The 12634-nt window shown below is 61.8% G+C and carries 10 protein-coding genes; 8 read left to right on the top strand and 2 right to left on the bottom strand.

Going from position 1 to position 12634, the window contains the following annotated elements:
- The first annotated feature begins 130 nt into the window (after positions 1 to 130).
- The 5 genes from BV071_RS30450 to BV071_RS30430 all read left to right on the top strand — a co-directional run bounded on the left by BV071_RS30450 (position 131) and on the right by BV071_RS30430 (position 7665).
- A complete protein-coding gene (locus BV071_RS30450) occupies positions 131 to 1690 on the top strand; it encodes a tetratricopeptide repeat-containing sulfotransferase family protein (protein ID WP_081886345.1) in 1560 nt (519 codons plus the stop codon).
- Positions 1691 to 1795: 105 nt separating this feature from the next.
- Positions 1796 to 2788, top strand: coding sequence for an adenylate/guanylate cyclase domain-containing protein (locus BV071_RS30445; protein WP_081886344.1), 993 nt, complete (start codon positions 1796 to 1798; stop codon positions 2786 to 2788).
- Complete coding sequence (locus BV071_RS30440) at positions 2764 to 3318, top strand: ECF-type sigma factor (protein WP_035615697.1); 555 nt, start codon at positions 2764 to 2766, stop codon at positions 3316 to 3318. The genes BV071_RS30445 and BV071_RS30440 overlap by 25 nt, the downstream gene beginning before the upstream one ends.
- 39 nt (positions 3319 to 3357) lie before the next feature.
- Complete coding sequence (locus BV071_RS33990; RefSeq protein WP_052574077.1) at positions 3358 to 6411, top strand: serine/threonine-protein kinase; 3054 nt, start codon at positions 3358 to 3360, stop codon at positions 6409 to 6411.
- A gap of 6 nt (positions 6412 to 6417) precedes the next feature.
- Positions 6418 to 7665, top strand: coding sequence for a hypothetical protein (locus BV071_RS30430; RefSeq protein ID WP_035615694.1), 1248 nt, complete (start codon positions 6418 to 6420; stop codon positions 7663 to 7665).
- A 29-nt stretch (positions 7666 to 7694) separates the two neighbouring features.
- On the opposite strand, the gene BV071_RS30425 is transcribed toward BV071_RS30430, so the two are convergent.
- Together BV071_RS30425 and BV071_RS30420 are read right to left on the bottom strand one after the other, a co-directional pair.
- Entirely contained in the window at positions 7695 to 8345 is a 651-nt protein-coding gene (locus BV071_RS30425; RefSeq protein ID WP_035615692.1) for a DUF1559 domain-containing protein, read from the bottom strand.
- 121 nt (positions 8346 to 8466) lie between these two features.
- Positions 8467 to 9183 (bottom strand): hypothetical protein, encoded by a 717-nt coding sequence (locus BV071_RS30420; protein WP_035615690.1) that lies wholly within the window; start codon positions 9181 to 9183, stop codon positions 8467 to 8469.
- 79 nt (positions 9184 to 9262) lie between these two features.
- Here BV071_RS30420 and BV071_RS30415 point away from each other — a divergent pair, with 79 nt between their 5' ends.
- From BV071_RS30415 to BV071_RS35010, 3 genes are all read left to right on the top strand, one after another.
- Complete coding sequence (locus BV071_RS30415) at positions 9263 to 10168, top strand: hypothetical protein (protein WP_035615687.1); 906 nt, start codon at positions 9263 to 9265, stop codon at positions 10166 to 10168.
- 330 nt (positions 10169 to 10498) lie between these two features.
- A complete protein-coding gene (locus BV071_RS30410; RefSeq protein ID WP_035615684.1) occupies positions 10499 to 12136 on the top strand; it encodes an NAD+ synthase in 1638 nt (545 codons plus the stop codon).
- A gap of 78 nt (positions 12137 to 12214) precedes the next feature.
- Positions 12215 to 12634 (top strand): hypothetical protein (locus BV071_RS35010; protein ID WP_035615682.1); only part of this gene is annotated, 420 nt, incomplete at its 3' end.

Below are 12634 nucleotides of genomic sequence, written 5' to 3'. Positions count from 1 at the left end.
GTGCATTATAATGAAGTTTTCAGGAAATACTTGAAGCGGATCCTCCAAGAGGCTCTATCCGGTGGCACACCACCCACCGGAGGATTTTTGAGCGCGGGGGTCACGCGGTCGCGCCACGGCGGTAGCAGCCATGAGTGCGGATCGAGCCAAACTACTGTCTTCCCCCCGTGAAGCCGCCCGCTGGCGGGAGGCACAGGAGCACTTGCTCCGTGGCCGGCACGCCGCGGCCCAGAAGCAGTATCGCGGCCTCGTCCGCGACTACCCGGGAGTCGCCGAACTTTGGTTTGAGCTCGGCAACTCGGCCGCGGGCGAATTGGATTTCCCGGCGGCGAATCAGGCTTATTCGCGGGCGCGCGAACTGGCCGGGGACAACGCTGCGCTGCTCTCCCTGCTCGGCCAGCAATACCAGACCCTGCGGCAAGCCGATGACGCCCGCCGCTGCTACGAGCAGGCCGCCGGCGTGGCTCCCCGCTCGATCGACTCGCGGATCAATCTGGCCGTGTGGCTGGAAAAGGAACGCCGCGTGGAAGAGGCGTGGGACCAGACCCAAGCCGCCCTCGAAATTGATCCCCGCGATGATCAGGCCCGCTACTTCCAGGCCTTCCTGCTCCACCGCCGGCACCAGAACGAAGAGGCTGCCGAGGAGCTGAGGAACCTGATCAAGGGCGGCCCCCGCTATCCCTACGTCAAATACGCCAGCCGCCATTTGCTCGGCGTGGTCTGCGACCAGCTCGGCGACTTCGACGAGGCGATGCGCTGGCTGCTGGAAGCCAAACAAGAGATCCGGACCCTGACCGACACCAAGGTCCTTGAGCGCGGCTACGACGAGGGCGTCCGGCTCCGGCACCGGCTCTTGGATTCTTTCAAGCCGGACGCCATCCGCCGTTGGCGTGAGGGAACTCCGGAAGGAGACGGGCCCCGGCTGGCATTCCTGGGAGGACATCCGCGCAGCGGGACTACCCTGCTGGAGCAGGTGCTGGATGCTAATCCCGACTTGCTGGCCTTCGATGAGCCGGTGGCCTTCAACCAGGAGATCACCAGCAGGATTCCCTTGGCCTCCACGCAGGGGGATGCGCTGTTCCGTCAGCTCGATCTTCTCCCTCCGGCAAAGCTCGGGGAGATGCGGCAGCGCTACTTGAAAAGCCTGCTCCGCGAGGCGGGAGAATTGGAGGGCAGCCCTGTCCTCTTGGACAAGAATCCCTCTCCCACTGCATCCCTGGGCATCTGGCTGCGCGTGTTCCCAGCTATGAAGGTGATCATCGCCCTGCGCGATCCGCGGGATGTAATCACGAGCTGCTTCTTCATGAACGTGATGCTCAACTCCACCAATGTGAATTTCCTGAGCCTGGAGCGCACGGTGAAGCACTACCGCGACCTCATGGATATCTGGCTGCGTCTGCGCGAGTTTGAGGGCTTCGATTGGATTGAGTCGCGCTATGAAGATCTGGTCGGGGATCTCGACAAGGAAGGCAGACGAGTGACCGAATTCCTCAATCTGGATTGGCACGCGGGGCAATCGCAATTCCACGAAACCGCGAGCCAAAAACTGCTCTACGCACCAACCTATCACGATGTGACACAGAAGGTGCACCGGCGCGCCGTCGGACGTTGGGAAAACTACCGCAAATACCTGGAGCCGCTGCTCCCCGCGCTCGATACCTATTGCCGGGCATTTGGCTATTCGCCCTGAGTTGAGGGGCGAATGGTTCTTTGCCGGGAGCGGGGGTACATTTTTCGGACTATCCCGAGAGGCAGAATGGGAGTATGAGGACTATTCGCCAACCCGCGACTCGGCATGACCTCATTACCGGGAAAGCTGTGCGATGACGCCTTGGGGCAGGAATTCCCGCTCGATATCCTGAATGTAATCGGCCGCACCCGCGACTCCGGCATCATGGTCCAGGACCCCAGAGTCTCCCGCCGCCACGCGATCATCCGCCAGCAGCACGACGGCTACTGGTTCCTCGACCTCGGTAGCACCAATGGCAGCTACATCAACGGCAAGCGGGTCACCACCTCGCAACTCCTGTTGCCAGGCGACATGATCCGCATCGCCGAGCGGCATTTTCGTTTCGATGGGAATCGGAACATGCCCCACGGCACGGGAGAGACCACGATGAGCGACCGGACGATCATTGATATTCGCACGGGAGATGTCGTGATGTTGGTCAGCGACATCCAAGGCTTCACCCGGCTCTCCGAAAAGCTATCTCCGGATCAACTGGCACCAGTCATCGGATCCTGGTATCATCTGACGGAGCAAATCCTCGCAAACTACGGCGCGACGCTGGACAAATTCATCGGCGATTGCGTTCTCGGCTACTGGCAGGAGACCTCCCTCGCAGCCCGTGGAGCGGCCCTCAAGGCCGCGCATGAAATGGGACAGGCCTGCGCCGCGGTGCAGGAACAGCACCGCACGCTGCTAAGATCCACGGGATTGGCTTTCCACTCCGGAACGGGAGTCCACATGGGCACCGCAGCCTACGGAGCCATCGGCCCCGGCGAATTCACCTTGATCGGTGACGCGGTGAATCTGACCTTCAGGCTAGAAGCCTTGACCCGGGAAGTGGGTTACAACGTGCTTCTCAGTTCGGAGCTTCTGGCCGGTTGGCAAGAGGGCCGCGACTGCTGCCGTTGCCTCGGCCCCCGCCATGTGAAAGGACGCGACCAAACGGTCGAAGTTTACGCGCTCGAGCAAGCACCATCCGCTGCCGGCACCGCGAGACCGCGAGGGAATTCAGCGCCCCATCCACATCCCCCATCATGCGTGAGCACACCCAATGGCTGAATGCCAGCACCGGATCCTGCGACGACGCCCGCTTCGGCGAATTGTATGCCGAGCTGAAGAAGATTGCACTGGGGCGGATGGCGATCGAGCGGAGCGGCCAAGCGATTGAGGCGACCGAGTTGGTTCACGAAGCATGGCTGCGCTTGCAGAAATCGATGCCGGAATCGTGGCGCGACCGAGGCCAATTCTACGCTGCCGCAGCAGAGGCGATGCGGCGGATCCTGGTGGAAACCGCCCGCCGCAGACTGGCGGCGAAGCGCGGTGGTGGAGAGATCAGCCTGCCCTTGGAAGATGTGCAACTCCCCGCACCGTTGGCAGACGAACGTTTGATCGGCATCCACGAAGTGCTGGATGAGCTCGAAGCAGATGATGAGCTCAAGGCAAAGATCGTGAAACTCCGATTCTTCAGCGGCATGAACTACGATGAGATCGCTGCTCTCCTGCGGGTCAACGAGAAGACCATTCGCCGCCATTGGGCGCTGGCCAAGCTGTGGCTCTACCGCGCGATGGAAAAAAACCGCGAAGTTTAGTGTCCGCATTTTCCTGCCTTTTGCGCGTGTCGGGGTGAAATGAATCTCCCCGCCGACGCCATCTTCTCCCGGGCCTTGGAGTTGGAAGATCCGGAACGCGCCGACTATCTCAAGTCCGCTTGTGGCGGCGATGCGGAGCTAAGGCTTCAAGTGGAGCGCATGCTCGTGGAATACCGCAAGGCCGATGCCTACTTCGCGGAAGCAGACGGAGCCACGCTAGGTGCAGAAGACTTCAACGCAGAGAACTTCAAAGAACGATACGCCGAGAAGGAAGGCGACGTGATCGGCCCTTACAAACTGCGCCAGCTGATCGGACAGGGTGGCTTCGGCGTCGTATGGATGGCCGAGCAACTCGCTCCGATCTCCCGGATGGTCGCGCTGAAGGTGATCAAGGCCGGGATGGACACGCGCCAAGTGCTGGCGCGCTTCGAAGCGGAGCGCCAGGCGCTCGCGATGATGGACCACCCCAATATCGCGCGGGTACTGGATACGGGTTCCACGGCCTCAGGTCGTCCCTACTTTGCGATGGAATTGGTGAAGGGAATTCCGATTACCGATTATTGCGACGGTTGCAATCTCGGCACCCGCGAGCGGCTCACCCTCTTCAGCGACGTTTGCTCGGCAATCAACCACGCCCACCAGAAGGGCGTGATCCATCGCGACATCAAGCCATCCAACGTGATGGTCACGCTGCATGGCGACAAGGCGGTGGCCAAGGTCATCGACTTCGGGATCGCAAAGGCAACCCAAGGCAAGCTGACGGACAAGACCCTCTTCACGCGCTTCGAGCAGATCATCGGCACGCCGACTTACATGAGCCCGGAGCAGGCTGCCCTGAGCGGCTTGGACATCGACACGCGCAGCGACATCTACGCCCTGGGAATCCTGCTCTACGAACTCCTGACGGGAAAGCCTCCCTTCGATGCCAAGTCCTTGCTCTCCGCCGGCTATGAGGAGATGCGGCGGATCATCCGCGAGGTGGAACCGCCGAAGCCATCCCTGCGGCTGAGCTCAGTCGCCGGGGAAGAACGCGTGGCATTGGCGAGATCACACCACATCGATCCCTCCAAGCTAAGCCGCCTCGTGGAGCCTGATCTCGACTGGATCGTAATGAAGTCGATCGAGAAGGACCGCACCCGGCGCTATGAAACCGCGAACGCCCTCGCGATGGACATCCGGCGCTTCCTCACCGGTGAACCGGTCAGCGCCTCTCCGCCCAGTGCCGCCTACCGCTTCAAGAAATTCGTGAAGCGCAACAAGCTCGCCTTTGGGACAGCCTCCGCTGTCGTCGCGGCACTGGTCCTCGGCCTGGGAGTCTCGCTTTGGCAAGCGGTCGAAAAGACACGCGCGTATCAACGCGCGGAGGCCTCGGAACGGAAGAGCCGCGAGGTGGCCACCTTCCTGAAGGACATGCTCAATGGCGTAGGCCCCGCAGTTGCCTTGGGCAAGGATACCACCTTGCTGAAAGAGATCCTGGACAAGACGGCGGAAAGGATCGCGACGGACTTGAAGGGGCAACCCGAGGTGGAAATGGAATTGCGGACCACGCTTGGCGACGTCTATCGGGCGATCGCGGAGCAGAGGACCGCGGAGCTGATGTACCGCCGCGCGCTGGAACTCAGTCTCAGCGCCTATGGTGACGATGACGAGAGGGTGGCCACCGCGAAAAACAACCTCGCCCTCGTGCTCTCGGAAAAAGCCGACTATCCGGAATCCGAGAAGCTGTTCCTCGAAGCGATCGCCACCTATAAGAAGGCAGGCAGGAATTCCAGCGAGGACCTTGCGGGTGCGCTCAATAACCTCGGCGTGGTGTATCGTGACAACAGCAGGCTCGAGGAAGCGGAAGCCGTGCAGCGCGAGAGCCTCGAGATCGTCCGGAAGCTGCATGGCGATGATCATGTGAAGACCGGCTACTGTGAGATCAATCTCTCGATCATCCTGGTGCGTGATCGCAAGCTTGAGGGGGCGGAGTCTTATGCCCGTTCCGCGGTTGACTTGTTCCGCAAAATCCATGGCAGGGACGATCCCGAAACGGCCACTGCCCTCGGGAACCTGGCGATGGTGCTAAGAGAGGGAGGAAAGCTCCCGGAAGCGGAGAAGACCGCGCGGGATGCGGTGGCGATGTTCCAAAAGGTGCTGGATCCCCTTCATCCGGAAATCGCCAGGTCCATGATCGAACTGGCGACTACCCTGACCTGGGAGGGCAAGCTCGAAGAGGCGGAGACGAAGTGCCGGGACGCCCTGGCGATTCTCCGCAAACGCTACGGCAGCGAAGACCGCTACGTCGCCTACGCCATCAGCGAACTTGGCAACATCATGGCAGCCCAAGGAAAAATGGATGAAGCTGCGGAACTCCAGGAGGAAGCGCTCGCCGTGCGCCGCAAGGTCCTGCCACGCAATCATCCCGAAATCGTCCGCTCGCTCTCGTCCCTTGCGCAGCTCCACTTCATGCTGGGCCACCTTGAAGAATCCGAGCACGTCACGAGGGAGGCGCTTGAGATCACGCTCCAAGTGGCAAGCAAGGGCAACTCGGATCTGGTCCAAATCTACCAGCACCTCGGCCGGGTGATTGGTGAGCAGAAACGCTTCGCGGAGGCGGAGACCGTATTGCGCGAGGGCCTGCGCTACCAGCGGGAGATCCACCCCACCGACAATGGCGACACGGTCGGCTTGCTCGGCAGCATCGGCAGGACTTTCGGGGAACGACAGCAATTCGCGGAAGCCGAACGCTACTATCGCGAAGCCAAAGTCATCTGCGATGCGCGGGCCGACATCTCGCCTGGCATCCATGGCAGCATCCACAGCGGCTTGGGTGGAGTGATCGTAGCCGCCAATATCGCGGCAACCCAAGCACCCGACAAAGAACGGCAGGATCGCTTTGCCGAAGCGGAGAAGCTCCTGCTCTCCGCGGTGGAGATGATGGACCGTAGCACGGACACGCCACCGGAAATCAGGCTGATTGCCATCAGACGCTTGGTGCGCCTCTACATCGCTTGGAACGAGGCCTTCCCCGACCCCCAGCTTCCGACCAAAGCGGCCGCCTTCCAAAAAAAGCTCACAACCTCGGGCTCGATTTCCCCCGCTTTAAGATGAACCGCCATGAACTCTTCCCACCATTCCCTCTCCACCCGTGCCACACCACGCATCCGCCTCCTGACGGCCTTGATCGTGGTTGGCACGGGGCTCCATTCTTCTTTGGCCACGCCATGGGTGCCTGCGGACCTCCCGGATCTGAACTGGACCGATGTGGCGATCTCCGCCGACGGCAGCAAGCTGGTGGCCGTCTCCGATGATTATCCAGGATACGTCTATCTCTCAGCCGACTCCGGGGGCACTTGGAACCCCGCTGAAATCGATCCGGGGGCATGGACCACCGTTGCCTGCTCCGCGGACGGAACCAAGCTGGTCGTCGCTGGCAACAACTATCCCGACGGCCCGGTTTATCATTCCAACGATTCGGGACTTAGCTGGCAGCGAGCCAATATCGAGCCCCATGGCTGGCAGGAATCGTCATCCTCCGCGGATGGCAGCAAGCTGATCCTTGCCTCCGAGGACTATCCAAAGGCTCCCGTTTTCATGTCGACCGACTTCGGGGCAACTTGGACACCTGCTGGCGTCGGCGGACACCTCTGGACCTGCCTTGCCGCGTCCGCCGATGGCAACAAGGTCTTGCTCAATGGTGCCGAATTTCCGGACGGGCCGGTCTTCCGGACCACGGACGCGGGTGTGACCTGGCAGCAGGTGCCCCTCTTTCCTTATTCCTGGACAGCGGTGGCATGCTCTGCGGACGGCACCCAACTCGTCATCACCAGCGATGTGCCGCCCTATGGGCCGTGTTACCGTTCAGCGGACTCCGGTGCCAACTGGACGCAGATGCCCGCCCCGTACGGGAACTACATGGCGGCGGCATCGTCAGCGGATGGGACGACCATCGTCCTCGCTTCTGCACTCATCGAAGGGGTAAGCGGGGAAATCTTTATCTCGAGGACTTCCGGTGGCACTTGGAGGAACACCCTTGCGCCGATTGCAGAGTGGCATTCCGTGGCCATATCCGCCGATGGCATGAAGCAGATCGCCGCGAACAAACAACACGGGGTTTACATCCGCGTGGAAGAAGCAGCGATGCTGCCGTATCCGGTGCAAGTGACATCGATCGACCCGATTTGGGGCAACTATATCCAATTTCAAGGAACGCCCGATTCCGACTACACGGTGCTTGCTTCTCCCGATCTCGCCGAATGGGATGAGCTGGGCTTTGCATGGCAAACCGCACCAGGAAGCTACCTCTTCATAGATTTTGATGCGGGCGGAGACCGGAAACGCTTCTACAAGGTGCGGACGCATTGAGACGGATTCCGGCCTAACAGAAAAGGCATCTACTTCGGCCAGGCCACCTCGGGCTTCTTGCCCTGCCAGTAGGGTTGGCTTGGATCGAGGAGGCTCTTGCCATTCACGATCACCTCGCCCTTCTCGTTGATCGGCTGGACTGTCACGGAGAGGTCATTTCGCAGCACCACAGCCTTGCCGTCGAAGACCGCCGGATCGAACTCCATCTTCCCGGGAAGCAGTGCTGCCACCACCAAGGGTCTGCTAGGGTCGTTGGACGCGGAGGCACCGGGGAAGTAGGCGAACTCGCATTCCCCTCGGGCGAAAGCTTCGGACTCGGTAGTAAACTTGTTATCGGCAGGCTTGGCGGGAGCACCGAATTGGAAGAGCTTCTCGTTCTTCAGCCCTGCGAGAAGCAGTTGGCGGAAGAAGTCGTTGGAGGTTTTCCCTTCCAACTTGAATTCCGTCCCCGTCGCTTCTTTCACGTCCTTGGCGGTCTCCGCATTGGGATAGGCACCGTATTCACTGTCGAATTCGATCAGCGCCACGCCGATCTGCTTCAGGTTGTTGATCGCCACCGTGCGCGTTGCCGCCAGCTTCGCCTTGTCCAGCCCCTCTGCCGGTTTCGCCGGGGTCTCTTGGGCCGAGAGGGATGCAAGCAGGCCTACACTCAGACAGATGGGGAGAAGAAGTGTTTTCATGACTCTGTGGACTATGGCATATCAGCTTCGAATGCACGGGCAAGGGGAAGCTTCGTTTGGAAATGTAGTGGCCCGGGCGGCTACTTCGGCCACGAACGGGCGCTCGCAGAGCGGCACTCCTTTACTTGTCTTCCTTCACCACCAACGCCTCCAGGGCGACAGCTAATGAAGCAGAAGTCAACTGGTCGCAGACCCGCTTCCAGAATGCGTCCAGTCCCTCTTGGCCGGGCACGACCACGGCGCGGCGGCCTTCGGGGGCTTTAATCGGAGCGGCATCGCTTCCGCCCAAGCCGACGAGATGCACCTTCCCGGCCATCAGGCTGCGCAGGATCAGACCGGCATCCGCGACCTTCACCGGCAGCTTGAAGACATCCCCGGCGGAAGCTGCCACGGCGTCAGGCTCAAAGGGTGAAGCTCCCTCCACACCGAAGAGCACTGCCGCGGCTCCCGCACCAGCAGCGAGGCGGACCAGTTCCCCGGCACCCGCGGCATCAGTAGCGCGTGGGCAGACGACCAGCAGGGCATCGGCAGCCAGCACCTTCTTCACGTAAGCTCCCACCTCCGCGGTTTCCTGGGGCTGCTTGGCCAAGGCGATCACTCCGCCGTGGCGCTCCGGATTTCCGAGCGCGGCCAGCTCCGCTTGCGGCAGACGCTGCACCTCCAAGCCACTCCACAGAGGAATCTCCCACGGGTGATCTTCCGCCTGGATGACCCCAGGCACTTCCCACCAGCCGGCGAGCGCGGCTTCGATCATGGCCTGACCTTCGAGCAGCATCCAGGGATCGCGACGCTCTTGGAGCTGCGCATGAAGAGGGACGAGCCAGTCGGGTGCTTCCACGCGGAGACGCGTAACAGCGCTGGGCCGAATGACGAATTCAGAATTCCCGGATGACGAATGAGGTGTAGAAGAGAGCGTCATGCGGCTGCTCTGCTGCCTACTCCTGATCAGCGCCGCGGCAGCCGAGCCGCTGCCGAAGGACTTCACGCCGCTGCCAGCGGTGCTGGAGCCCCAGCCGGACGATGGTGGGCGCAAGGTCTGGAACACGCGCTATTTCCGTTTGGACTCCGACATGGAGTTGCGGCCGAACGAACTCGCGCGGCTTTCACAAGTGGCGGATAGCACGGCGATGGTGGTGAAGAACTATCCCCTGCCCCTCTTCGCTCCGCCAGAGGGTCTGCGCTCGCGGATCGCGATCTACAAGGAGGGCCGGGACTACGTCGCGGCCGGTGGCTTCGCCGGTACGGCGGGCTTCTATTTCTCCCGACGGGCGGTGGTACTGCTGGAGGGTGAGTATTTTGTGGAGGGTGCCGGCAAGGGACTGCCACCGAACTACAACGAGGACATCATGGCCCACGAGGTGGTGCACCTCTGCATGCATCGTGTGAACCGCCGCTTGCCGCAATGGCTGGTGGAGGGCATCGCCGAATACTTCTCCTGCGCACACAGCGGTGGAGGGCGTTACTCCTTCACCGACATCGACAAAAGCCTGCGCGATCACTTGCGCAGCCGCCTGAGCCCGAAGGATCCCGGCATTCCGCTACAGCCGGTGGCGGATCTCGCGACGCTGGATGGCCACCAGTGGCTGGAGCACGTCACCGGCATCGCCCAAGAGGATCGCTACCAAGCCTATGCCACCGCGCTGCTACTGGCGCACTACTACCTGCATGGCGGAGAGGCCCGGCTGGAGGCCGTCCGAAGGGCCCTAGTGGACGAGAAGCCTGCGGACCTCATCACCCCGGCCGATGGGCCGAAGATTCAGGAGGCAATGAGCCGCTATTGGAGGTCCCGCGGCCTCACCCTCGAGTTTCCGGCGAAAGAGTGAGGAAATTTCCCCATAAATGCGGAGCCGGGGCCGATTTTGGGAACATGTGGCGACTTTTTACCTAATTTAATTCTTTCCAATCCCTGATTATCTGGCAATTTCATTCACGTGCAGCGGCGCTTCGGTGCCGTCACCACAACTGAGAAAGACCGGCAGGTCTCAAAGATTGGCTCTCGATCCGGGGGGATTTCGACCAGTCTTCCTGCAAGGGCTTTCAAAGTTCAGAAAAGGCGCGAATTGTGATTCCGGGGGGACTTGCGATTCGCGCCTTTCAACTTTTCAAGGGCTGACCTTTGCCCCCTTCCCCGCTCCGTGATTGGCTAGCCGCGAATGAAGATTGGCATCGCCCAACTCAATGCGGCGATCGGGGATTTCCCGGGGAATGCGAAGCGTCTGCTGCATGCCTACCGGGAGTGCCTGGAGGGCGGCGCAGATGTGGTGGTCACGCCGGAGCTGTCCTTGGTGGGATATCCGCCGCGCGACCTGATCTTCAGGTCTCAGTTCGTGCCGAAGTGCCTACAGGCGCTGGACTACCTGGCGAGCGAGATCAAGGAAGTGCCGCTTCTGGTGGGCTACATCGATCACAATACAAGCGGGAAACCCGGCAAGCCTTTCCGCAACGCGGCGGCCCTGCTCGCCGGCGGGGAGATCCGGGCGAAGCTCTGGAAGACGCTGCTGCCCGCCTACGACGTATTCGATGAAGGGCGCTACTTCGAGCCGGGCGAGGCCTGCGAGCCGGTGCTCTGGAAAGGCCAGCGGCTGGGCATCACGATCTGTGAAGACATCTGGACGGAGGACTTCCTGCAGCGCCCGCTCTACGACCGTGATCCGGTACGGGAGCTCCGCGGCAAAGGGATCGACGTACTGTTGAATCTCTCCGCTTCCCCTTTCCATCTCGGCAAGCCGGCCCAGCGACGGGAACTGATCGGGCGGATTGCGAAGGAGAGCGGGGTGCCGGTGGTCTATGCGAATGCCGTCGGCGGGCAGGATGAATTGCTCTTTGACGGCCACTCGATGGTGGCCGCACCGGATGGCAGGATCGCGGTGCAGATGGAGGGCTTTGAGGAGTCTTGCCGAGTGGTGGATCTCGCAGCCCTGCCGGAACGCGAAGCCCCCCTGGAGCAGCCGCGTGATGAAGGTCAAGTGTATGCCGCGCTAGTCACCGGCCTGCAGGACTACGCGGCGAAGTGCGGATTCCGCAGCGTCTGTCTGGGATTGAGCGGTGGGATCGACTCCGCCCTCACGGCGCTGATCGCCGCCAATGCCTTGGGTCCCGGGAACGTGCATGCCTTGGCAATGCCCGGGCCCTACTCATCCCCCGGCAGCATCAATGATGCACTGGCCTTGGCGCGCACCATTGGGATCCGCTGCGACGTCGTGCCGATCGGGGAAACCTTCGCCGCAGCAAAGAGTGCCATGGCCCCGCTCTCTCAAGGCATGGCGGAAGATGCCACCGAGGAGAATCTTCAGGCGAGGATCCGCGGACTCTATCTGATGGCGCTTTCGAACAAACACGGCCACCTCCTGCTGACCACAGGCAACAAGAGCGAGTTGGCGGTCGGCTATTGCACCATCTATGGCGACATGTGCGGCGGCCTGGCGGTGATCTCGGACCTGCCAAAAACCCAGGTCTACCAGCTCGCCCGCTGGCTGAACCGCGATCAGGAATTCATTCCGTGGAGCACGATCGAGAAGGCTCCCAGCGCCGAGCTGCGCCCCGGGCAGAAAGATCAGGACACCCTGCCGCCCTACGAGGTGCTTGACGCGATCTTGGAGCGCTACGTGGAACAGCAGCTTTCCGCCGAGGAAATCGTGGAACAGGGCTACCCGGAAAGCACCGTCCGCTGGGTCCAGCGCCGGGTGGACCTCAACGAGTGGAAGCGCCAGCAGGCCGCGCCAGGAATCCGGGTGACCAGCAAGGCTTTTGGAACGGGGCGAAGAGTGCCAATTGCACAGGGTTTCCGCTAGCGCCGGGGCCGGATTGTTAGGGTTTTTCCGTAATGGGCCCTTCCCCCCGCGGGCGGCTGCTGCTAAAGCCGTCACGGCATGACTTTGGAGGAAGCACGGCGCATCTTGGGACTAGCCGAAGGGGAAGATCCAAGCGGGCACATGGCAGAGCTCGAGGCCGCCAACCGGCGCATCGCAGAGCTGGTCCGCACCGCCCCGAATGAAACGATCGCTCTACGCTATCAGGACGGCCTGATCGACTTCGAGCGCGCCTTGGAGGTGATGCGCGAGGAACTGGAGAAGAAGGCACAGACTCCGGTCGTCGCAGAGACTCCGGTCGTCGCAGAGGCCCCGGTCGTCGCAGAGGCCCCGGTCGTCGCAGAGGCCCCGGTCGTCGCAGAGGCCCCGGTCGTCGCAGAGGCCCCGGTCGTCGCAGAGGCCCCGGTCATCGCCGAGACTCCGGTCATCGCCGAGACTCCGGTCATCGCCGAGACTCCGGTCATCGCCGAGACCCCGGTC

This window comes from Haloferula sp. BvORR071, from assembly GCF_000739615.1.
Lineage (GTDB): Bacteria > Verrucomicrobiota > Verrucomicrobiia > Verrucomicrobiales > Akkermansiaceae > Haloferula.
The sequence above is the reverse complement of the archived record's forward strand: the minus strand, read 5'-3'. Positions and strand labels throughout refer to the sequence as shown.

Bases quoted from the DNA above. Each gene is read 5' to 3' on its own strand.
- BV071_RS30425 (WP_035615692.1), bottom strand. From the start codon at position 8,345: ATGAAAACACTTCTTCTCCCCATCTGTCTGAGTGTAGGCCTGCTTGCA.
- BV071_RS30410 (WP_035615684.1), top strand. From the start codon at position 10,499: ATGAAGATTGGCATCGCCCAACTCAATGCGGCGATCGGGGATTTCCCG.
- BV071_RS30415 (WP_035615687.1), top strand. From the start codon at position 9,263: ATGCGGCTGCTCTGCTGCCTACTCCTGATCAGCGCCGCGGCAGCCGAG.
- BV071_RS30445 (WP_081886344.1), top strand. From the start codon at position 1,796: ATGACCTCATTACCGGGAAAGCTGTGCGATGACGCCTTGGGGCAGGAA.
- BV071_RS33990 (WP_052574077.1), top strand. From the start codon at position 3,358: ATGAATCTCCCCGCCGACGCCATCTTCTCCCGGGCCTTGGAGTTGGAA.
- BV071_RS30430 (WP_035615694.1), top strand. From the start codon at position 6,418: ATGAACTCTTCCCACCATTCCCTCTCCACCCGTGCCACACCACGCATC.
- BV071_RS30450 (WP_081886345.1), top strand. From the start codon at position 131: ATGAGTGCGGATCGAGCCAAACTACTGTCTTCCCCCCGTGAAGCCGCC.
- BV071_RS30440 (WP_035615697.1), top strand. From the start codon at position 2,764: ATGCGTGAGCACACCCAATGGCTGAATGCCAGCACCGGATCCTGCGAC.